The following is a 21664-nucleotide window of genomic DNA, read 5'->3' as shown; positions in this document are numbered from 1 at the left end:
ATAAACATATAGGAGTGTGACTATTTAATGGAATATGTGAAGCTTGGACGAAGCGGCTTGGACGTATCGAAGTTAAGTCTTGGAACCATGAGCTTCGGGGTACCTGAACGCGGCAATACCCCGTGGTCGTTGAATGAAGAGAACAGCAGACCGATTATTAAAAGAGCAATCGAATTAGGCATTAACTTTTTCAGTACTGCTAATATGTATTCCGACGGCACAAGTGAAGAAATTCTCGGAAGGGCAATAAGGGACTTTACCCGCCGGGACGAAGCGGTGATTGCCACGAAGGTGTTCGTACCGATGCGTAAGGGTCCCAATGCAATGGGCCTTTCCCGTAAAACCATAATGACCGAAATTGATAACAGTCTACGACGGCTTGGAACAGACTACATTGACCTGTATCAGATTCACCGCTATGATCCGAATACGCCGATTGAGGAGACGATGGAGGCTCTCCATGACTTAGTGAAGGCTGGCAAGGTTAGGTACCTTGGAGCATCCTCCATGCTGGCATGGCAGTTTGCGAAGGCGCAGTCCACCGCAGAGCGAAACGGCTGGATACGATTTATGGCTATGGAGAACAGACTTAACCTGCTCTACCGGGAAGAGGAAAGGGAAATGCTCCCGCTTTGTAAAGATCAGGGCGTAGGCATCACTCCTTACCTGCCTCTGGCCGCGGGCCGGTTAACCCGGGATTGGGATCAACGCACCGAACGATCAGAGAATGACCAGGTAGCCAAGGCGATGTTTATCAGAACAGAAGAAGCAGACCGCAAGGTTGCACAGAGAGTTGCCGAGGTTGCGGCGAACCGTGGACTTCCGCGCGCACAGATTGCCCTTGCCTGGCTGCTGCACAAGGAGGAGGTCACAGCTCCGGTCATCGGGTCGACCCGCATCAGCCAGCTTGAAGATTCAGTTTCGGCATTGTCTGTTCAATTGAAACCTGAAGAAATCACAAGCCTGGAAGAACTTTATATCCCTCATCCAGTGATCTAAATAGCCTGAAGTTGTAATAAGAATGTGATTCTCCTATATAAAAAAGAAGAAGGGCGCCGGAGCTGCGCCCTTTTTTCCTGAAATATAAGAATTTATATGTTTCACATGATAACTTATCCTTCTATTTCTCGCTGAAACGGTACCGTCCTTACAAAAGGACGGCAAAGCCGTTTCTACTTGTTTGTAACATTTTTAACGCGACAGCTCTGCAAAAGCATGTTATTCTATAATCAATTACCGACAGACAGTCGGTCGGTATAACTTAAGGAGAACTAAACCATGAGAATTGTAAAAGAAGCCGAAATACGCAGAAATGAAATCCTTGACGCAGCAGAGGCGCTTTTCGGACAGAAGGGCTTTGACGGCACCAGCACGGGAGATATTCTGGGCAAGGTCGGCATTGCACGGGGGACGCTATATTATCACTTCAAGTCGAAGGAGGATATTATGGATGCGCTGATTGAACGGACGAATGTCAATATACTGGGGGCTGCGCAGCACATTGCCGCTGACAAGAGCATACCTGTCATTGACCGGATTCTCCGCGTGGTTATGGCACTGAACATTAGCGGCGGAAACGGAAGCAGCACGGAAATCATGGAGCATATTCACAAGCCGCAGAACGCGCTTATGCATCAGAAGATTCAAAAAGCAATTATCAGCGGAGTTCCGCCGATCCTGACGCCGATTATCTGCGAAGGCATTGAGCAGGGAATATTCAACACACAGTATCCCTATGAATGTATGGAAATGGTTGTGATCTATGCGAATACGATTTTTGATGATGACATGGTTGAAATGACGGATGAGGTACGCATGTCACGGGTGCTGGCGTTTATTTCGAATGTAGAAAGGCTGCTCGGGGCCGAAAGCGGAAGTCTGATGAGCGTAATGCAGATGTTCGGTAACGGAGATGGAGCCAGAGATGAAGACGGCGAATAGATCCGGCAAAGGGTTCAGTAAATTTCTGCTGCTCTGGTCAGGGCAGCTGATTTCAGCAATAGGAAGCGGGCTTACCTCGTTCGGGCTGGGCATTTATATTTTTCAGCAGACCGGTCAGGCATCCGCGATGGCACTGGTAACTTTGCTGGCGTTTCTGCCTTCCCTGTTATTAAGTCCACTAGCGGGGGTGCTTGCGGACCGCTATGACCGCAGGCTGCTGATGGTACTGGGCGACAGTCTTTCCGCAACCGGACTTATTTTCATACTGATCTGTTTACTGAACGGAGAAGCGCAGCTGTGGCAGATTTGTGCGGGAGTGACTATTAGCTCGGTGTTCTCCTCACTGCTTGATCCGGCTTATAAGGCTACGGTTACGGATCTGCTCAGCGAGGAGCAATACACGAAGGCTAGCGGTTTTGTTCAAGTGGCGGGTTCGGCCAAATATCTCATTTCGCCTGTCATCGCCGGATTTCTGCTCGCGGTTACAGATGTGAAGCTGCTGCTGGTGATCGACATCTGCACATTTTTCGTAACCGTTGCTGTAACGCTAGCTGTACGCAGCGGTCTTTCCCCGAAGAGCTCCGGGCAGGCACAACCCTTTATCCGTGAATTCAAAGACGGCTGGAGAGCTGTTTCCGGTAACCGGGGCGTGCTGGTGCTTGTGGTTATGACCTCTGTAATGACATTTTTTATTGGTTTCATTGAGACCCTGTCCATGCCGATGATCCTGACTTTTAAGGACAGTGCGGTATTAGGTACGCTTGAGACTATTATTGCTTCGGGGATGCTTGTGTCGAGTGTGATTATAGGAATGCTGCCGCTCAAGAAGGGTTTTGTCAAAATCCTGTCAGTGTCACTCTTTTGCTCGGGAATAAGTATGGCGGCTTTCGGACTCCGTGAGAATATTGTGCTGCTTGGCATTTCAGGATTTCTCTTTTTTGCCATGCTGCCATTCACGAACACAGCCCTGGATTATCTGGTCCGCACCAACATCGATAATTCCGTTCAGGGAAGAGCCTGGTCACTGATCGGACTGGTTTCACAACTGGGGTTTGTCGCCGCATATACGCTGGCGGGTGTGCTGGCAGATTATGTGTTCACTCCATTGCTGGTGACAGGCGGAGTGCTTGCAGGCAGCGTGGGGAGGGTCATCGGCACAGGCAGCGGACGGGGCATGGGACTGCTCATTATTATCGCAGGGCTGCTGTTAAGCGTAGCCTCGCTCATCATTTATCATTTGAAATCGATTCGAAGCCTTGAGAACAGGGGTGACATATGTACTACCGAATAATCCGCAATGATATTCTCAAAAGCAAAGGGACCACTCTGACCACGATGATATTTGTGGCGGCCGCTGCGATGCTTGTTTCTCTGTCAGCAATCCTGATCGTCAATCTGTCCGGAGCCATTGATACGCTCATGAAGCAGGCCGGAACACCACATTTCATGCAGATGCATTCCGGTGAACTGGATAAGTCGCGGTTTACCGCTTTTGCCGAGCAGAACAGCAAGGTTGATAAATTTCAAGTGCTTGATCTCCTCAATGTTGAAGGTGCGAGGATTGTAATCGACGGCCAATCGCTTGCGGACAGCGTTCAGGATAACGGCTTCAGCACGCAAAGCGGGAAATTTGATTATCTGCTGGACCTGGACGGGAACGTGATTACGGCAGCTGACGGTGAGGTCTATGTTCCGGTAAGCTATATGAAGGATGGCTCAGCAAAAGTGGGGAGTACGGCCAACGTCGCCGGCAAGAATTTCACTGTAGCAGGATTTCTGCGTGATTCACAGATGAACTCGCCGCTCGCCTCGTCGAAGAGATTCCTTATAAGCCAGCATGATTATGCGGAAATTCAGAGTTCCGGAAGCACAGAATATCTGATTGAGTTCAGACTCAGAGATCTGTCCATGCTTGGCGCATTCGAAACAGACTACACCACTGCAGGTCTAGAAGCCAACGGACCAACCCTAACCTATCCCCTGTTCAAAATGGTGAATGCTATTTCCGACGGACTTATGATCGCGGTCATCCTCCTGGCAAGTCTGCTAGTTGTTGTTATCGCATTTATGTGTATACGTTTTACACTCCTTGCAACTATAGAGAGCGATTACCGTGAGATCGGTGTGATGAAAGCCATCGGATTACGTGTTTCTGACCTGAAGAAGATCTATCTTGCGAAATACGCTGGTGTGGCGGCGCTGGGCAGTGTTCTCGGATTTGCGCTTTCCTTTGTATTCAGAGGCTTGCTACTTGTCAATATCAGGTTATACATGGGGGAGAGTGAGAACTCTGCGCTTGCCTTAGGCTGCGGAGTCATTGGCGTACTGCTTGTATTCCTTGCGGTTACCGCTTATGTGAACAGGGTGCTGACACGCTTCCGGAAGATTTCCCCTGCAGAAGCCATCCGCTTCGGTACTTCACAGGAACAACCGGCGGGCTCGAAGCGTTTCAATCTGAGCGGGAACCGGCTGCTGAATACGAATGTTTTTCTAGGTATCAAGGATGTCCTGTCGAGGAAAAGGCTATATGGCACAATGCTCGCTGTACTCATAATTTCTGCATTTATAATGATTGTTCCCCAGAACCTCTACAATACGATTGCCTCCAAAAGCTTCATCACCTACATGGGAATCGGGGACAGTGATATACGCCTGGATATTCAGCAGACCGGCAATATTACTGAGAAGGCTGCTGATATTGCTCAGGTCATGGAGAACGACACAGCCATCTCCCGATACGCTGTACTTACAACACAGGCTCTCAAGGTGAAGCTGGAGAATGGATCAGTGGAACGGTTAAAGGTTGAGATCGGTGACCATTCAATTTTCCCTGTAGCCTATTCTGAAGGACGTGGGCCGGCTGCAGAGGACGAAGTTGCCCTCTCGGCTGTGAATGCTGATGAGCTGGGCAAAAAGGCTGGGGATCCCATTACACTGTTGGTTGACGGGGAACCCAGGGAGCTTACAGTATGCGGAATTTATTCGGATGTTACCAATGGCGGAAAAACGGCCAAAGCCGTATTCACCACGAATTCAGCGGAAGCCATGTGGTCCGTTATTTATGCGGAGCTTGCAGATCCATCGCTAACCGGCAGTAAGGTAACCGAATATGCGGACCGCTTCAATTATGCGAAGGTGTCGGGGATTGATGAATATGTTACACAGACCTTCGGCTCTACCATCAGCTCAGTCGGTAAGGCCTCCCGGTTAGCCATTATCGTGATGCTGTTCATCAATGTACTGATTACGCTGTTGTTTATGCGGATGCTTGTGGCCAAGGACCGGCATGCCATTGCCGTCATGAAGTCACTCGGGTTTACGAATTCGGATCTGACTGTACAATATTTCTCACGTTCGGTATTCGTGCTGCTTATCGGGATGGTTCTCGGCACATTGCTGGCAAACACGCTCGGGCAGGTACTTGCGGGTGTACTGATTTCCTCGTTTGGAGCTTCATCGTTCAAGTTCGTGATCAATCCGCTATCGGCGTATGTATTATGTCCGCTGATGATGGCAGGCTCAGTGCTGATCGCCACGATTATCGGTACAGCAGGAACAGGACGAATTCAAATATCCGGGAATATTAAGGAGTAGGTCATGGAGATGAAGAAGATGATTACCGGTATAAATATAACCAAACATTACGGCACCGGTGATGACAAGCGTAATGTTCTGGACGGAGTGTCTATCGAAATTAAAGAAGGGGAGTTCGTGTCAGTTATGGGACCTTCGGGCTCTGGTAAGTCGACGCTGATGTTTGCGCTGAGCGGAATGGAGCGGATGGACGGCGGACGGGTTACTTTTGACGGCAGGGATCTGGGGACACTTGCGGAGAATGAGCTTGCTGACCTGCGCAGAACGGGAATGGGCTTTGTGTTTCAGCAGCCGACACTAATGAAGAACTTGAACATCCTGGATAATATTATCCTTCCATCCATGCGTGACAACAGACGAAACGCCGCAGGGATTACAGAGCAAGCAAGACAGCTTATGCAGAAGGTGGGAATCGCGGAGCTGGCGAAGCGGGATATTACGCAGGCCTCGGGAGGGCAGCTTCAGTGTGCAGGGATATGCCGCGCATTGATGAGCAGCCCGAGAATTATTTTTGGTGACGAGCCGACCGGTGCGCTTAACCTGAAAGCTGCCCAGGAGATCATGGACCTGCTGTCCGAGATCAATGCGGAGGGTACGGCGGTCATGCTGGTCACTCATGATGCAACGATTGCAGCGAAGACGGAGCGGATTATGTTCATGTGTGACGGCAGAATTGTGAGCGAAATGCGGCTGCCAAAATACAGCGGCAAGGATATTGAGGAGCGGGTGAACAAGCTCACGGCGAAAATGCGGGAGATTGGTATTTAGTGAAAATGAACGATTAGCGCAGGCTATACGTATTATAGTTATTTGCTAACACCAATGAAGAGGTGAGAGAACATGCTGACGATCAAACATTTTACGAAGAGCTATAAGGGCGGGAAGAAGGCGGTAAATGATTTAAGCTTAGTGGTCGAGCGGGGCGATATCTATGGCTTCATCGGTCACAACGGGGCGGGCAAAACAACGACTATCCGCGCTATGGTCGGTGTACTCGATTTTGAAGAAGGGGAAATAGAAATCGATGGAATCTCCATTAAGAAAGATCCGTTAGCCTGCAAGACGAAACTTGCCTATATTCCGGATAACCCCGATCTGTACGATCATCTTACCGGCATTCAGTACTTGAATTTCATCGGCGATCTCTTTCGTGTATCCAAGGCCAACCGTGAGCGGCTCATCCAGAAATACAGTGATGCCTTTCAGCTTACGGCCAATCTGGGTGATATGATCTCCTCGTATTCTCACGGGATGAAGCAGAAGCTTGCAATTATCTCTGCGCTTATTCATGAGCCAAAGCTCTTAGTGCTCGATGAACCTTTTGTAGGCCTTGATCCCAAAGCTGCGCATACGCTGAAGACCATCATGGCTGAGCTGTGCAGCAGCGGCGGGGCGATCTTCTTCTCGACACATGTGCTGGATACGGCCGAGAAGATTTGCAATAAGATCGCGATCATTAAGGGAGGCCAGCTGATTGCCCATGGTAGCACTGAAGAGGTGAAGGGCAAGAATAGCCTTGAGGAAGTATTCATGGAGCTGATCGACAATGATTAATATCTGGAGGTTAACGAAGCTGCAGCTGATGTCCTCCTTCGGCCTTAATAAAGCACTGCATACCAAAGATCCTGCAGAGAGACGCAAGGCGCTGCTGCTCAGCCTAACAATTATCGCTGGTGTACTTATGATAGGAGCGATGTCTTTCAGCTACAGCTTCATGATGGCTAAGGCTTTTGAAGAGCTTGGACGGATGGATTTGCTGCTGGCCATTATGATGGCTGTTACTTCGATGGTCGGGTTCTTCACAACGGTCTATAAGGCCAGTGGTGTATTATTCAGCTATAAGGACTATGATATGGTGATGTCGCTGCCGGTGAAGACGAGTCATGTTGTTGCGAGCCGTGTGCTTCAGCTATATGTGATGAATCTGTTTTTCACCCTGCTGGTTATGCTGCCGGCCGGTACGGTATATGCGATGCAAGTGAATCCGGGTGTGATTTTTTATCTGTTTTTTCTAATGACGCTTCTATTCATCACCTTACTGCCGATTATAGCGGCAACGATTATTGGCTCATTGATCAGCTGGATATCTTCAAGGTTTAGAGCAAGCAAGCTGATTAGTATACTCTTCACTTTTGCCTTCATTATTGTACTCATGCTGGGTTCATTTAATCTTAACGGAGACGAGCAGGAGCTTGCGGATTTAGGGGCTGGGCTGGGTGATGCGATCTTTAAGCTGTATCCTCTGGCTTCCGTGTATGTGGATGCTGTCTGCTCGTACCAGGTACCTTCATTGATCTTCTTTATTGCTCTGTCTGTACTTGCATTTGTACTCTTCTCCACAGTGCTGGCAACACGGTACAAAGCTATCCATACGGGACTAATGACCAGCCACGCAGGCAGCAAATATACTATGAAGCCGTTGCAGGCAAATTCTGCATTCAAGGCGTTGTATCTCAAGGAGCTGCGCCGCTACTTCAGTTCTACTAATTATGTGCTGAACACAGGCATTGGTATGGTTCTGTTACTGGTAATGTCGGTTTCCTTATTGTTCGTCAGTTCAGAGAAGCTCGGAGCCTTGCTTGAAATTCCGCAATTATCACAGTATTTGAGCACGCTGAGTCCGCTTGTGGTTTCCTTATTTGTGAGTATTAGCTGCACCACGGCAAGTTCGATTTCGCTTGAAGGGAATCATCTGTGGATTTTACAAAGCTCGCCCGTCTCTAAACCTACCATTATCCTCAGTAAAGTTGCCGTGAATCTCACCCTTACGTTGCCAGTCATTGCCGTAAGCTGGGTACTGCTTATCTATACACTGGGGACTGGATGGGCCGAAAGTATATTAATGCTTGTGATCCCAGTGATCTACGCTTGTTACTCTGCCATGCTGGGCGTTATTGTGAACCTGAAGCTGCCTAAGCTGGAATGGACAAATGAGGTTGCGGTAATCAAGCAGAGTGCAGCAGTGCTGGTGTCGATGATTCTCGGATTCATCAGTCTGGCCGCTCCAGCGGCTCTATTCATGCTTCTTAGTAATGTGAATGGAAATCTCCTTATGCTGATATACGCAGTTATAATGGCAGGGGGCTGCGCCGGAATGTACAGGTATATACGGGTTAGCGGGGAGCGGTTGTTTCAGAGGCTGTAGCACACAAAAGAAACCACTCTTAAAATAGGATTAAACCTTTCAAAGAAGTGGTTTCTTTGTGTTGTCTATGAACAAAGCTCATCATAGCCCCTCATGTTAATCTATTAAGGTTTAGTAACGCAGGCCATAAAAAACAGTAGCATCGCATGCGCATCCGGGGAACGGGCTGGAGGATGGCATCCATATCCGTTACTGACATTCTGGAAATTATACGTTGAGTTACGTACGGTCACCGATATTCCTCCCACCAGTCTATTTTATATCATGTATGGACTTGATAATTTTACCATATCACCCGCTTAGGCTAAACTCCGCTCCATGGATCTATTTATATCGTCCGATCCTGGATTTGACCTGGGCAAGCAGAGGTGCAGCTAGGGCTCTTGCCTTCCGGGCACCTTCACTCAGGATCGCGTCGATCTGCTCTGGCGCTGCCATTAACTCATTGTATTTGTTCCGGGGTTCCTCCAGTGCAGCATTAACCACCTGAAACAGCTCCTGCTTAGCCTCACCCCAACTGATGCCGCTTAGATATTGGTTCCTGAAATCCTGTACTTGAGCGGGAGCCGCAAACTCTTTGTACAGCAAGAAAATATTAGACGTATCCGGGTCTTTCGGTTCCTCGGGAGGTGTAGAGTCTGTTTTGATTTTGCTGATCAGCTTCTTCAGGTTCTCTGGTGTTTCGAACAGCGGAATCGTATTATTATAGCTTTTGCTCATCTTCCGCCCGTCCAGCCCTGGAATCACGGATGTGTTCTCATCGACCCTATAATCAGGCAGCTTGAAGGTATCCCCATAAATCCGGTTGAAGCCTTCGGCAATATCCCTGGCGATCTCCACATGCTGAATCTGGTCTTTACCGACAGGGACCTTGTCTGATTGAAACAGCAGAATGTCCGCTGCCATCAGAACCGGATAAGTGAACAGGCCCATATTGACTCCGGTATCCGCATCCACGCCTGATTGAATATTTTGTTCATGAATGGCTTTGTACGCATGGGCACGGTTCATTAGACCTTTGGACGTCAGGCAAGATAGAATCCAGTGAAGCTCGAAGATCTCCGGCACATCAGATTGTCGATAAAAGATTACCCGCTCCGGGTCCAGTCCCAGTGCCAGCCATGTAGCTGCGATACCATAAGACAGATTACGAAACTCGTCTCTGTCCTGTATGAAAGTTAATCCATGATAGTCAGCGATAAAATAAAGCGCAGTACAATCACTGGCCCCGGCGAGTTGCAGTGCAGGCTTGATCGCTCCGATGTAATTCCCCAGATGGACTTTGCCCGTAGGCTTAATTCCGGTTAATACAATTTCCTTACTCATGTTATCCCTCCGTTTATGTATCAAAAAGGGGTCCTCTCATCCTGAAAAGGACGAGAGAACCCCGTGGTACCACCTTAATTAGCCCGGATTGTGATCCGGACCCGCTTAAACGTATCGCGACATCGCTATATGCCCTGAATACGCGTCTCTTGTAACGATGAGACCTTCGCCAAAGCCTACTTCCTGAAGGTTCGGTTTGGATGCTCAGAAGCCCACTTCGGCATAATCCCTACACTGATTCGCACCGGCCATCAGCTCTCTGGAGTATTCGTTATGCGTACTCTCTTCGTCATTGCAAAGTTGTATAATATTGTATTACTGTATTTTTACAACATCTAAGGGTGAATGTCAATTGATAGTTAAAACAGATTAGGGAGTGAGTCCGTGCGGACATTACGTGAAAAGCTTGAGGATTATACGAATGAGTACCTGAAGCTGTGGGATTTTTACGGGGTTATTCAAGTTACCCGGAAGGGCGAAGTACTCTTTGAGAAGGCCTGCGGCTATGCGAGTATTGAGTTTGGAATTAAAAATGATATGCATTCATGCTTCTCACTTGCTTCCATGTCTAAACAGTTTACGGCTTTTGCAGTTATGCTTCTATGTGACAGGCAGGTGCTGGATATCGATCAATCCGCACAGCTATACCTACCTGCAGATCTGAAAATTGATGAGTCTATTACCGTACATCATTTATTGTCACACACATCCGGTTTATATAATTTTTATAATTTTGAGAATGATTTTTTCGGCGGATATAACAGAATGAATTACTCACAGACGGAGTACTTCCAGCAGTATATCAACAAGAAGCCCACAAAGCCGGCGGGTACAGAATATGATTATAATAACTCCAATTTCTGGAAGACAAAATCCAGATAGAAATCATAAACGGAAAATTATATTTCACGAGATTCTCCGGCAATTTTCATATTGAGCTCTATCCAGTAGGTGAGGGAGTATTTGTCCAAAGATATTATGACCAGACCCATCCCTACAGGATCGCAGAGAATGAGATGGGTGAGATGACTTTTTTCGGGCACACCAGGATTACTTCTTGATATTGACGCAGCGTCAAGTGATACGATAGCTATGAGATCTCAGAGAGGAGAGCGAAATGAACAGATCTGTTGCTATACAAGAAATGTCGGAGCAGCTGGGGCTGACGAGCCGTACGCTGCGCCACTGGGAAGCGGAAGGGTTATTCCAAAGCGATAGAGATGTTTCCTCCGGTTGGCGTGTGTACGACGAACATGCACTGGCATGTATTCGGATAACAGCGATGCTGCGGAAGATGGACATTCCGATCAAAGAAATAAAGACTGTCCTTATAGCGAAATCAATAGCCGGACTTAGTAAAGTCATAGAGAAGAAAGTGAACTCTCTTAAGAAGCAAAGAGAACAGGTAGGGCTTGTTGAGAAGCAGTTGACCCGGGTCCTGGAATACCTGGAGAGGCAGAATGAAGGAAATCTGGTCCTGGATGATATCCTTATGGAGACGGAGGCTGTATTTATGAGCAGTTTAACGGAACAGCATGTATTCAAAATCATTGACTTAGCACCCATGAGAGTCGCTTTTCATATTGTCGTGGACGTATCCCCCGAGGACAAAGTGATGGGGCCGCTGATGGATTGGCTGAGGTCAGCGAATCTGCTCGGCACGGCGCGTTTCTTCGGCGGGAACATGAAGCCTATGCCCGGCAGTGCCGGCAAACCTTATGGCTATGGAATGTGTGCGACCATTCCTGAGGGCGTTGTTGTGCCGGAGCCCTTTAAGGAAATGACGCTGCCCGGAGGATTATTTGCTATGCTGGAAAGCAGCGACGACATTGGCGGATCATGGAAGACACTGATGAATCAGTTATCACAAAGTAAGAAATACCGCTCTGACCGCGGACGGCTCTGCCTGGAAGAGCATATCCGTAATGATCATCCGGAAGGCAGCGGTAATCTGTATTATTTGAACCTGCTGGAGCCGGTGTTATTGAAATAAGTGTAAACGGCGGACTTCCTTAGTGAAGTTCCGCCTGTTTGCATTCAAGAATCTACATGCAATATATCATGGTGGAATGATGTATTTCATTGTAATGTTTGGAAGTGTATTTGAAGAGGAAATGGGGAGGGACATGGGAATAGAATTTAGGAAAATAAGTGAGTTCGGGCGGGGAACACTCTTTGAATTATTGAAAGATGCCTATGCCTTTAATTGCCGGTATGAGCAAAGCTGCCTTGCTGAATGGCGGGAATTTGACAACTTTTTCTTTGATAATCTGCAAATTGCCGAAAAATACGGATTCATCACAACGCTAAACGGTGAAGCCATCGGATTTGTTACCTGGGACCCGAGGAACCTGCCAGAGGTTGCGGAAATAGGCCACAACTGCATTGCTTCAGCACACAAAGGTAAAGGTTACAGTAAGATGCAGCTTCAAGAAGCAGTGAATAGAATCCTCCAAAAAGAAGTCCGTAAAATTATTGTAACAACGAATGATGATCTAATCCCTGCCCGGCGGATGTATGAGCGTATCGGATTCACCCTGGCGCGTAGAAGACCGAATAATCATATTGCCGGATTGGATGGCGAACACTTGGATTATGTATATTTTGTATAAAATCTGGAGGTACATAGGATGGAAGTGACATTAAGTAAAGCGGTAGTGGAAGATGCGGCGGCGATTCATGAAATGCAAACCCGGGCGTTCCTGCCCCTACTCGAGAAATATCAGGATCATGATACGAACCCGGCCAATGAAACCCTAGAAAGAGTAATGGAGCGGTTCAATCAAGCATGTGTAGATTATTACATCATCCGGAATGCCGGTGTTGCGACTGGTAGTATTAGAGTCGTGAAGAAAGGGGATAATCATTACTGGATCGGCACAACATTCATCTTGCCGGAATATCAGGGTCAAGGACTTGCCCAGCAAGTTTTCACCCAGATTGAGCGCATCTATGCTGACGCTAAGTCTTGGGGGCTGGCTACCATCGTGCAAGATGAAAGAAACTGCTACTTGTATGAGAAGCTGGGTTACAGAAGAACAGGTGAGACCAAAGAGATCAATGACAAGCTGACGTTGTGCTTTTATGAAAAAAAGCTTGTTTAAGGTTCACGTTAACGTTAAGAGATGAAGCTATAAAATGTTGTATTTATTGCAACTTTGATTCATAAGTAACTAAGTTTTCAAGGGATTGTTGTATGAAAATTTTCGATTAGGGACGTTTTAAGGAGGAGAATGTTGCATTTTGTGCAGGATTGTAAATCGTAAGAGATATAGACAAACGCTTGACAAGCGGATTAATAAAAAGTAAAGTGAGAATATAAATTATCTTAACTTAAAGATAATATTCAACCTAATATCTTAAAGTAAAGATATTATAAGCTGTACTAGTTGCTACTTAAAATTTATCAAAACAGGAGTGAATTCAAATGAATAAACAAACTATGGGCATTCATCATATCACCGCAATTGTCGGCCATCCGCAGGAAAATATGGATTTCTATGCAGGCGTATTGGGACTCCGGCTGGTTAAGCAAACCGTCAATTTCGACGATCCCGGAACGTATCACTTTTACTTCGGCAACAATGTTGGCAAGCCGGGGACCATTATCACCTTCTTCCCTTGGGCAGATGCGTATCAGGGTAAAATCGGCGGGGGTCAGGTCGGCGTTACTTCATATGTGATTCCGGTAGGGGCGATGGCTTTCTGGAGAGAAAGACTGACGAAGTTTAAGGTTGCTTTTACCGAAATGGAGCGGTTTGGCGAGCAGTACCTGGAATTCGATGATCCGCATGGTCTTCATCTCGAACTGGTGGAACGGGAGGCAGGAGAACGTAACGAATGGACCTTCGGCGGGGTAACACCAGAGGTTGCGATCAAGGGCTTCGGTGGTGCTACACTGCTGTCCACGCATCCGGAACAAACGGCGGAGCTGCTGGAGAAGGTGATGGGACTTACATTCGTAGGACAAGAAGGCGATGTCGCCCGTTACCATTCTACTGCGGACATCGGAAATGTAGTTGAACTCAAGGTAACTGCGGTGCAGCGCGGCGAAATGGGTGTCGGCACCGTGCATCATATTGCCTGGAGAGCGAAGGATGATCAGGATCAGCTTGAATGGCAGGATGTTGTGCATGATAATGGATATGGAGTAACGCCAGTTCAGGACCGGAATTACTTCAATGCCATCTATTTCAGAGAGCATGGGGAGATCCTGTTTGAGATTGCTACTGATCCTCCAGGCTTCGCCCATGATGAATCGCCGGAAACAATGGGTAGCCACCTGATGCTGCCGGAACAATATGAGCCGCATAGAGAACAGCTCGAACAGGTATTGCTGCCGTTCACAGTAAGAACACTTGACTAATTCAGCTTCAAATGAAGAGGGGGCACAATCATGATTTCAATTGATCCACTGCAGAATACCGAGCGAGATAATTATAAGCTTCTCACCGGGAGCATTATCCCGCGGCCGATTGCTTTTGTCACGACGATGTCGGGAGAGGGGAGCTTGAATGGTGCGCCGTTCAGCTATTTCAATATTGTTTCCTCCAATCCGCCGATGATCTCCATCTCGATTCAGCATGCTGCGGGCCAGTCCAAGGATACGGCACGGAATATTAAGCAGACGAAGGAGTTTGTCGTTCATATTGTGGATCAGCAGAATGTCAGGCAGGTAAATATCACCGCAGCGCCCCTGCCTCTGGACCAGAGTGAAGTAGCTTTAGCGGGACTGACGCCGGTAGATAGCCTGCAGATTGCTGTTCCGGGGGTTAAGGAAGCGAAGGTGCGGATGGAATGTACACTTGAGCATTGCCTGGAGCTGCCTAATAATGACCTGATTATCGGCAGGATTGTACAGTTTCATATCGATGAGGATATCTACGAACAGGGAAGAATTGATCCGGTGAAATTAGGGGCGGTAAGCCGCCTGGCAGGGAATAATTATGCGGGGATTGGTGAGGTTTTTAGCATAGAGCGCCCGGTTTAAGGCTGTGCTGGTAAACAGGCAGCCGTAGGAAGTCTGTTATACTCCGTTTCTTATATCTGAACAACAAAACCCTGGCGCAAGCGCCAGGGTTAATTATGTATCGGGAAGTATTGCATACAAAGAAGTAATATGTTAATGTTAAAGAACTGTTGATTTTTTCAAAAAAAGAACGGAGGTTATGCATCTTACTTATATTTTAATTATAGCAAATGGACATCCGGTTTGTCAACCTGCCAGTTTGGGATTATTTCAGCGGGGAGGATAAGGAATATCATTCAAGAAAAGGGAGTGGTCGGGTGATGGAGAAGATAAGCAGCTGGGAGCAGGAACAGGAGTGGCTGGAGCAGGTAAAAGAAAAGCTGAAATTGGGGATCGCAAACCTGGAGCCGGAGGTTGGCCGGCTAAAGGAGCAGGCAACAGATATCCGCAAAAGATTCTGGGAAGAGGTAACGGTGAATACCAGCACCCAGGAAGACTTCGAAGAGAGCTTCTTCACCATAACTCAGCAGGATGCCGTCTTATCCGAGCGGGAACGCAGCCACGCGCGGAAGCTGCAGCAGTGGAAGAATATGAAGCGGCTGCTGCCGTCCCCTTATTTCGGGCGGATTGATTTTCATGAGGATGGGCAGAGTGCTGAAGAACAGGTCTATATCGGGGTCTCCTCCTTCGTCGATATTGACGGACTGAGCTTTGTGGTCTATGACTGGCGCACTCCAATTGCGAGCCTGTACTATGACTATCCGCCGGGAAAAGCAGCCTTCGACACACCGGGAGGACGGATCAGCGGAACCATGAGTCTGAAGCGGCAGTACCAGATCCGTAACGGCGAGCTTCAGCATCTGTTCGATGCGAATGTAACGATCGGCGACGAATTGCTACAGCAGGTGCTCGGCAAGGGTGCGGATGCCCAAATGAAAAGTATCGTGGCAACCATCCAGGCGGAGCAGAATGCGATCATCCGCAACGATAACAGCCAGATGCTCATTGTGCAGGGAGCGGCCGGCAGCGGCAAAACATCAGCAGCGCTGCAGCGTGTAGCTTACCTGCTGTATAAACACCGCGAGCGGCTCTCGGCGGATCAGATCGTGCTGTTCTCCCCTAACCCGATGTTCAACAGCTATGTGTCTACTGTTCTCCCCGAACTGGGTGAAGAGAATATGCAGCAGACGACCTTTCAGGAATATCTGGAAACTTGGCTAAGTCCGGAATTCCGGCTTGAAGATCCGTTTGATCAGATTGAATATGTATTGACCGGGGAACAGGACAGGGGTTATGGCTCCCGTCTTCAGGCCATTGAGTATAAGGCATCGGAAGCCTTCCTAAGGGCACTTCAGGGCTATTCGCTGTGGCTGAAGCAAGAGGGCATGCGGTTTAACGACATCTGTTTCGGGGACCGCGTGCTGATCTCAGGAGAGCAGATCAAGACCAGGCTGTATAGCTATGATCCTTCGATTCGTCTGCCGAACCGCGTCACCCTGGTGCAGAAATGGCTGCTGGAAGAGCTGTCCAGACTGCAAAAGGAGGAGCAGGGAGCGTCCTGGGTACAGGAGGAGATGAATTACCTCGATAATGAGCAATACGCTAAGGTATACGGCATGCTGCACAGAGAGAAGGGGGTGTTTGGCTTTGCTGAGAAATACCTCCGGCTTCAGGAAATGCTGGTGCACAAACGTGAGCTGGATGAGAGTGATTTTGATTACGCCGAACGGGAGGAAGAGCTGCTGGGCCAGATGATCGTGAAGGAGCAGTTCAGACCTCTGAGACGGGGAATCAAGCGGTTCACATTTATCGACATGAGCGGATTATACTGCCAGCTCTTCACTGATGAACAGGCCTACAGGGAAATGACAGGTGAAGCGGAGATGCCGGAGCTTTGGCCGGAGATCTGTGCGCAGACTAAGGATAAGCTGAGCGGGCAGGAACTCTTTTATGAAGATGCGACACCCTATCTGTATTTAAAAGAGCTGATCGAAGGCGTCCGGACGAATACGCAGGTGCGGCATATTTTCGTTGATGAGGGCCAGGACTATTCCATGTTCCAGTATGAGTTTCTCAAAAAGCTGTTTCCCCGCGCCCGTATGACGGTCCTTGGTGATTTCGGCCAGGCGATCTTCACACAGGCGACGAATCTGTCAGGTGAGAGTTCACCGCTGGTTCAGCTATATGGAGCGGCGGAGACTACGCAGTACCGGCTGGTGCGCAGCTACCGCTCGACGTTTGAGATCGTGGAGTTCACGAAGCCGCTGTTGCCCGGCGGTGAGTCGATTGTCCCTTTTGAGCGGAGAGGCAGACAGCCTGTTCTAACTAAGCTGGAGAGCCATGAGACGAAGGCCGAACACATAGTGAAAGATCTTGCCACGCTTCACGAGGAGGGGTACACTTCAATTGCCGTGATTACGAAGACTGCGGCTGAGAGTATAGAAGCGTATAGGTTGTTGTCCGCCGGAGGTGCCGCTGAGCTGCGGCTGATCACGAAGAACACGCCTACTTTTGAGAAAGGGGTACAGGTGATTCCTGCTTATCTGGCCAAAGGCGTAGAGTTCGACGCTGTGCTGATCTACGATGCTTCCCCGCAGACGTATCAGAGGGAGAGCGAGCGGAAGCTTTTCTATACCGCATGTACAAGGGCGATGCATGTGCTTCAGCTGTACACGACAGGGGAATGGACGCCTTTCATCCGGGAAGTAGACCCGGCTTTGTATGAACTGGCGGAGCACTAAGCACAGGTTATACCCTGAGATTTCTTGAAAGGAGTGGATGCATGCTTATTTCCGGTCATTTGAACAAGTATAGACAGACGATTCTTGAGCTCCCGGAAGATAAAAAGCTGTCTAAAGCGGAACTGCTGGCCAGTGATCTGCTCATGAAGCGCAGCGGCCTTCTTGAAATGTATTACGCTCCACACAACGAGTATGTCAATCCTGCTGCCAAAGTAGTGATTATCGGAATCACGCCCGGATGGACACAATTGAGGATAGCGCTGCAGGCAGCCAAAGCCGGTCTTAAAGCTGGACTCTCCGATGAGGCAGTGTGCAGGCTGGCGAAAGAAGCGGCCGGCTTCGCCGGCACCATGAGAACCCATTTAATTGACATGCTGGACGCGCTTGAACTGCATCGATATCTGGGTGCCGAATCTTGCGGGGATTTGTTTCAGGATCAGCATGAGCTGCTGCATACCACTTCTCTGCTGCGGTTTCCGGTTTTTGTAGCGGGGAATAATTATAACGGAACCCATCCCCATCTGTTGACCAACCCTTTTCTGAACCAGACTGCTTTGCGCTCATTGCAAGATGAACTCAGTCTCATGAATCAGCCGATAATCATACCTCTGGGCAAAAATGTAGAGCAGGTGCTTCAGCAGCTTGCGGCGGACGGGGTGCTGGATGCACGAGATTGTCTGTGGGGATTCCCTCATCCTTCCGGCGCCAATGGACATCGACATAAGCAGTTTGCCAGCCATCAGGAGTCCATGCGAAATAAGATACGTGCGCTTAGCGGTAAATGAATAACGCTCTGAATACCATATGATAAAGAAAATATGAACAGTAACCGACCGGCTGCGCTGCAGCTGGTTTTTTGGTATTTAGTAAATTATGATTTTCGTTTGTTGTGGATGAATCCTGCTGAATCTCCTGGATTTCCCCAGACGGGCCAAAGGAGGAAATGAGGAGCATTAGCAAGTAGCCGAAGTACTGCAAAGCGAAGATCCGCAAATGAATTTGCGGACGGTCAGGTACTACACACAGATTGGTATGCTTCCACCGCTCGAGCTGGTTGGCAACAAGCGGGCGTATACGGATAAGCATCTGCATTATTTACGCGCCATTCTGGTATTGTCCAAGGGCGGCGACACACTCTCCTCGGCTCAAGAGAAATTAGCGGATCTGGCGATGGATGAAGTGATTAAGATTGGTGAGAACCTGCGTTTGTATCAGTCAGACCAGATGATCCGAAACGAAATGTTTGTTGTCAATGAAGATGTGATTCTCTCGGTGAGTCCGCGTATCCCGCCAGCATTGAAAGATAAGATGATCGAAACCGTCACCCGGTTACTTAAGGAGGAGGGACACTCATGATACAAGTCCGCTACGCTAAATCTGCAATTGAAAATGAAGAAGGCATGAATCATCTCTGGCTTCAGATTACTCCGCTGGGTTCAGTCCAGAATGCCCGGGTGCAGATTACTCTGCCGGCAGGACTTCACCGGATGCGTAATCTAAATGGTACCGACGAGGACAACGCAGGGGTGATATCGGTTCTTGATCCGCTGGCTGTAGCGGATCTGTTCCTCGAAATTTTTACACTGGAGCCAATCCCCTGCGGGATGCACTATATTACTGTTGAACTGTCATACAAAGACTGTGTAGGATCGGTCACCAGTATCAGGCAGGAGATTCCGCTTATTGTCGTACCCGAAGAAGAGTCCGGGGATATTGATACCGATGAGGAAGTGGTGCGAAGAATTAAAGGACTGCAGCTTCTGCCTGGCAGTGGTGGGATGAAGGAGGATAACGAATTCCTCCCGGTTAAGCTGATCAGGATGGACTCCAGTACTGTATCCGAATGGGAGAAAAAGTACCGCGTTGAAGGGGCAATTGAATAGTATATTAGTTTTTTAGAGAATCCTGCTCATCATGGGTTAGAAAAGAAGAGCCAGCGGACAAATGACCGCTGGCTAGAAAACCAATTCACCCGTTAGGGTGATTAGAACGAACTGGATAAGCTCAGAGGGGAGGGGAAGCGGAATTAGTTGGATTTCCTCCACTTGCTGATGAACGAATGGTAGCATCTATACCAACAGTTGGAAAAACAACACTTAAATTTGCCCAATTCATCGACAGTAGCAAAAACGAACTAGATTAGATGCTGTTTTTCCACTTGCTTCCGTATATCCCGCGGAACTGGGCTAATTAAGATACCTTTATCCACTTGTTTGCCGCTAAAGAGGTAATTCGGGGGTAAAAGTGCACCTGATTCTGGTGGAAGTGGGCTGTTGCAGCCGTTGGGAGCTCTTCAGCTTCCTACCGCCCGTTGGCTGTATCTCCTCATTGACCCACCTTGGTGTTAGGAGATGAGAGGTTATGTTTCGGCTGTTAAACCAGCTTGCTGCTATTAAGCAGCAACTCAAGGATTCATGCTGTTCCACAGCGCCTGGAAAGCACCGGATTCGACTTCGAAGAATACCGGAGCATTGCCGTAGCGTACCAGTCCCTGGCCGAATAGGGTCAGCTCCACCCGGGCCTTGTCATCCAGCTGCAGGTAGATGATCTTGCGGTCTTCACTGTCATAGATGCCTTGCTCCGTCAGCGGCTCTGCTGCCAGTGGTTTGGCGGCATTAAGCGCGCTCAGGAAGCCATCCAGCGCGGCACCCTCCGGCAGCGGCAGGTACTGCTGCTGGCCGTTGTTCCAGCTGCTGAAGCTCTCCCACTGGGCGGAGGCAATGCGGCCTTCCAGATTCAGCTTGCCGAACAGATCAGCGCCGCTGCTTATTGTAATGCCATTCGTGTGTTCATACAGCTCCGCATATACCTGGCCATCAATCTCCGTATAGGACATCACCATGAATCCGGAATCGTATCCCTTTACGGCATAGATATCCGCTTCGCCAATATTGGAGGCCAGCTCGATATACTCATCCTTGCCGCTCCATTCATCAATGCCGCCGGACGTCCTGCCCAGCTTCTCGCCGCGCAGTGCTGCGGCATCGGCCGCATCGATACGGGTCGCCGCTTGAGTATAGATATTGCCCTTATATACGACAAGGGCGATCATATCTGCTGAAACACCGGAGCTTTTATCCGGCAGCTCTATCTTGGGAATGACGATGCCTGCCGAGGTACCCGCAGCGGGCGTGCCCGGATCTACCTGAGCCACTTGACCCGGGGAGGCCGTTCCATTCAGCTGCTGCATAATGCTTGGTCCGGCTAAGCCGATTCCGGCAGCGAGCAGTACACTTGCTGCCACATAGACGATTTTACGCGGACGGCGTTTTTGCTCCATTTTATCGACGAATCCTTGTTTCATTGTTTCACTGGATTTCATTGAATTCACCGCTTTCTTATAGTTTGTGCGAAATTCTTCTTCCTTCACTCCGGTTCCGCTCCTTCCAGCTCCAGTTTTAACAGCTGACGTCCCCGCTGAAGTCTCATCTTCACGGCAGACTCGCTGATTTGCAGAATCCTGCTGATCTCCTGGATGGGGTAATCCTCGTAATAATACAGATGGATCACCGTTTTATACTTTACCGGCATCGCCAGCACCAGCTGCAGGATCGCCATATCCTCGGGGGTGTCGGCCGCGGCCGGCTCAGTGCCCTCCAGCTTGACTTCGCGCTTGCGCCAGCCTCTGCCCAGCAGATTTTTACAATGATTGGTGATTACCCGGATCAGCCATGCCTTCTGATGTTCGTCATCCTTAAATGCGGGAGCTTTCTCCATCAGCTTGATGAAGGTGTCCTGCGTGGCTTCTTCGGCATCCTGGCGGCTGCCCAGATGGATCAGGGCAATCCGGTACAGCATCTCTGCGTATTTTTCGTAGCTTGCCATCACATGATTGCCCGGCCGGGTCATGGGTTGCTGCATGAGGTTATGCCCTCCTTTACCTATAACACCCTTAAGGACGGCATTTGGTCACATTTTGTTTCCGGTAATTTATTAGGCTCTGTATTA

The 21664-nt window shown here is 48.8% G+C and carries 20 protein-coding genes and 1 other annotated feature; of the genes, 17 read left to right on the top strand and 3 right to left on the bottom strand.

The genetic code is table 11. The annotated features are described in order from the left end of the window. Positions 1-27 precede the first annotated feature (27 nt). The 7 genes from MKX70_RS26205 to MKX70_RS26175 all read left to right on the top strand — a co-directional run bounded on the left by MKX70_RS26205 (position 28) and on the right by MKX70_RS26175 (position 8680). Positions 28-999 carry an aldo/keto reductase gene (locus tag MKX70_RS26205; RefSeq protein WP_340841164.1) on the top strand — a complete coding sequence of 324 codons (972 nt, stop codon included), beginning with the start codon at positions 28-30 and terminating at the stop codon, positions 997-999. A 279-nt stretch (positions 1000-1278) separates the two neighbouring features. Beyond that, positions 1279-1941 carry a TetR/AcrR family transcriptional regulator gene (locus tag MKX70_RS26200; protein ID WP_340841163.1) on the top strand — a complete coding sequence of 221 codons (663 nt, stop codon included), beginning with the start codon at positions 1279-1281 and terminating at the stop codon, positions 1939-1941. After that, positions 1925-3232, top strand: coding sequence for an MFS transporter (locus MKX70_RS26195; RefSeq protein WP_340841162.1), 1308 nt, complete (start codon positions 1925-1927; stop codon positions 3230-3232). Before MKX70_RS26200 ends, MKX70_RS26195 begins: the two co-directional genes overlap by 17 nt. Then, the gene (locus tag MKX70_RS26190; protein ID WP_340841161.1) at positions 3217-5535 is read left to right on the top strand and encodes an ABC transporter permease; all 2319 of its coding nucleotides are present in this window, start codon (positions 3217-3219) and stop codon (positions 5533-5535) included. The genes MKX70_RS26195 and MKX70_RS26190 overlap by 16 nt, the downstream gene beginning before the upstream one ends. A gap of 9 nt (positions 5536-5544) precedes the next feature. Beyond that, on the top strand, positions 5545-6303 hold the full coding sequence (locus tag MKX70_RS26185; protein WP_340841695.1) for an ABC transporter ATP-binding protein: 759 nt from the start codon (positions 5545-5547) through the stop codon (positions 6301-6303). A 72-nt stretch (positions 6304-6375) separates the two neighbouring features. Continuing rightward, positions 6376-7089, top strand: coding sequence for an ABC transporter ATP-binding protein (locus tag MKX70_RS26180; RefSeq protein ID WP_340841160.1), 714 nt, complete (start codon positions 6376-6378; stop codon positions 7087-7089). Continuing rightward, entirely contained in the window at positions 7082-8680 is a 1599-nt protein-coding gene (locus MKX70_RS26175) for a hypothetical protein (protein ID WP_340841159.1), read from the top strand. Before MKX70_RS26180 ends, MKX70_RS26175 begins: the two co-directional genes overlap by 8 nt. A gap of 324 nt (positions 8681-9004) precedes the next feature. Here the strand turns inward: MKX70_RS26175 and MKX70_RS26170 are convergent, their stop codons facing one another. Beyond that, on the bottom strand, positions 9005-10006 hold the full coding sequence (locus MKX70_RS26170) for a tryptophan--tRNA ligase (protein WP_042235338.1): 1002 nt from the start codon (positions 10004-10006) through the stop codon (positions 9005-9007). 43 nt (positions 10007-10049) lie between these two features. After that, positions 10050-10308: a binding site (T-box leader), on the bottom strand. 82 nt (positions 10309-10390) lie between these two features. Here MKX70_RS26170 and MKX70_RS26165 point away from each other — a divergent pair. The 10 genes from MKX70_RS26165 (at position 10391) to MKX70_RS26120 (ending at position 19599) form a co-directional block, all read left to right on the top strand. Continuing rightward, a complete protein-coding gene (locus MKX70_RS26165; RefSeq protein WP_340841158.1) occupies positions 10391-10888 on the top strand; it encodes a serine hydrolase domain-containing protein in 498 nt (165 codons plus the stop codon). 235 nt (positions 10889-11123) lie between these two features. Continuing rightward, positions 11124-11999: a MerR family transcriptional regulator gene (locus tag MKX70_RS26160; RefSeq protein WP_042235342.1), complete on the top strand. Its 876-nt coding sequence runs from the start codon at positions 11124-11126 to the stop codon at positions 11997-11999. 22 nt (positions 12000-12021) lie between these two features. After that, a complete protein-coding gene (locus tag MKX70_RS26155; RefSeq protein ID WP_197073080.1) occupies positions 12022-12618 on the top strand; it encodes a GNAT family N-acetyltransferase in 597 nt (198 codons plus the stop codon). A gap of 18 nt (positions 12619-12636) precedes the next feature. After that, entirely contained in the window at positions 12637-13110 is a 474-nt protein-coding gene (locus tag MKX70_RS26150; protein WP_340841157.1) for a GNAT family N-acetyltransferase, read from the top strand. A 323-nt stretch (positions 13111-13433) separates the two neighbouring features. Next, positions 13434-14372, top strand: coding sequence for a ring-cleaving dioxygenase (locus MKX70_RS26145; RefSeq protein WP_340841156.1), 939 nt, complete (start codon positions 13434-13436; stop codon positions 14370-14372). A gap of 30 nt (positions 14373-14402) precedes the next feature. Then, complete coding sequence (locus tag MKX70_RS26140; RefSeq protein WP_340841155.1) at positions 14403-14996, top strand: flavin reductase family protein; 594 nt, start codon at positions 14403-14405, stop codon at positions 14994-14996. Between the two features lie 299 nt (positions 14997-15295). Further along, positions 15296-17716 carry an RNA polymerase recycling motor HelD gene (gene helD / locus MKX70_RS26135; RefSeq protein WP_340841154.1) on the top strand — a complete coding sequence of 807 codons (2421 nt, stop codon included), beginning with the start codon at positions 15296-15298 and terminating at the stop codon, positions 17714-17716. 41 nt (positions 17717-17757) lie between these two features. Further along, entirely contained in the window at positions 17758-18501 is a 744-nt protein-coding gene (locus tag MKX70_RS26130; protein ID WP_340841153.1) for a hypothetical protein, read from the top strand. A gap of 208 nt (positions 18502-18709) precedes the next feature. Beyond that, positions 18710-19072, top strand: coding sequence for a MerR family transcriptional regulator (locus MKX70_RS26125; RefSeq protein WP_042235351.1), 363 nt, complete (start codon positions 18710-18712; stop codon positions 19070-19072). Then, positions 19069-19599 carry a hypothetical protein gene (locus tag MKX70_RS26120; protein WP_340787782.1) on the top strand — a complete coding sequence of 177 codons (531 nt, stop codon included), beginning with the start codon at positions 19069-19071 and terminating at the stop codon, positions 19597-19599. The genes MKX70_RS26125 and MKX70_RS26120 overlap by 4 nt, the downstream gene beginning before the upstream one ends. A 521-nt stretch (positions 19600-20120) precedes the next feature. Here MKX70_RS26120 and MKX70_RS26115 read toward each other — a convergent pair. Both MKX70_RS26115 and MKX70_RS26110 read right to left on the bottom strand, forming a co-directional pair. After that, the gene (locus MKX70_RS26115; protein ID WP_340787779.1) at positions 20121-21086 is read right to left on the bottom strand and encodes a hypothetical protein; all 966 of its coding nucleotides are present in this window, start codon (positions 21084-21086) and stop codon (positions 20121-20123) included. Further along, a complete protein-coding gene (locus MKX70_RS26110) occupies positions 21083-21577 on the bottom strand; it encodes an RNA polymerase sigma factor (RefSeq protein ID WP_340787776.1) in 495 nt (164 codons plus the stop codon). The genes MKX70_RS26115 and MKX70_RS26110 overlap by 4 nt, the downstream gene beginning before the upstream one ends. Positions 21578-21664 lie beyond the last annotated feature (87 nt).

This window comes from Paenibacillus sp. FSL R7-0312 (assembly GCF_038004445.1).
Lineage (GTDB): Bacteria > Bacillota > Bacilli > Paenibacillales > Paenibacillaceae > Paenibacillus_AQ.
The sequence above is the reverse complement of the archived record's forward strand: the minus strand, read 5'-3'. Positions and strand labels throughout refer to the sequence as shown.

Coding starts and splice junctions, on each gene's coding strand:
- MKX70_RS26205 (WP_340841164.1), top strand. CDS start 28: ATGGAATATGTGAAGCTTGGACGAAGCGGCTTGGACGTATCGAAGTTA.
- MKX70_RS26170 (WP_042235338.1), bottom strand. CDS start 10,006: ATGAGTAAGGAAATTGTATTAACCGGAATTAAGCCTACGGGCAAAGTC.
- MKX70_RS26180 (WP_340841160.1), top strand. CDS start 6,376: ATGCTGACGATCAAACATTTTACGAAGAGCTATAAGGGCGGGAAGAAG.
- MKX70_RS26110 (WP_340787776.1), bottom strand. CDS start 21,577: ATGCAGCAACCCATGACCCGGCCGGGCAATCATGTGATGGCAAGCTAC.
- MKX70_RS26150 (WP_340841157.1), top strand. CDS start 12,637: ATGGAAGTGACATTAAGTAAAGCGGTAGTGGAAGATGCGGCGGCGATT.
- MKX70_RS26145 (WP_340841156.1), top strand. CDS start 13,434: ATGAATAAACAAACTATGGGCATTCATCATATCACCGCAATTGTCGGC.
- MKX70_RS26120 (WP_340787782.1), top strand. CDS start 19,069: ATGATACAAGTCCGCTACGCTAAATCTGCAATTGAAAATGAAGAAGGC.
- MKX70_RS26195 (WP_340841162.1), top strand. CDS start 1,925: ATGAAGACGGCGAATAGATCCGGCAAAGGGTTCAGTAAATTTCTGCTG.
- MKX70_RS26160 (WP_042235342.1), top strand. CDS start 11,124: ATGAACAGATCTGTTGCTATACAAGAAATGTCGGAGCAGCTGGGGCTG.
- MKX70_RS26200 (WP_340841163.1), top strand. CDS start 1,279: ATGAGAATTGTAAAAGAAGCCGAAATACGCAGAAATGAAATCCTTGAC.
- MKX70_RS26125 (WP_042235351.1), top strand. CDS start 18,710: ATGAATTTGCGGACGGTCAGGTACTACACACAGATTGGTATGCTTCCA.
- MKX70_RS26185 (WP_340841695.1), top strand. CDS start 5,545: ATGAAGAAGATGATTACCGGTATAAATATAACCAAACATTACGGCACC.
- MKX70_RS26140 (WP_340841155.1), top strand. CDS start 14,403: ATGATTTCAATTGATCCACTGCAGAATACCGAGCGAGATAATTATAAG.
- MKX70_RS26130 (WP_340841153.1), top strand. CDS start 17,758: ATGCTTATTTCCGGTCATTTGAACAAGTATAGACAGACGATTCTTGAG.
- MKX70_RS26190 (WP_340841161.1), top strand. CDS start 3,217: ATGTACTACCGAATAATCCGCAATGATATTCTCAAAAGCAAAGGGACC.
- MKX70_RS26175 (WP_340841159.1), top strand. CDS start 7,082: ATGATTAATATCTGGAGGTTAACGAAGCTGCAGCTGATGTCCTCCTTC.
- helD (WP_340841154.1), top strand. CDS start 15,296: ATGGAGAAGATAAGCAGCTGGGAGCAGGAACAGGAGTGGCTGGAGCAG.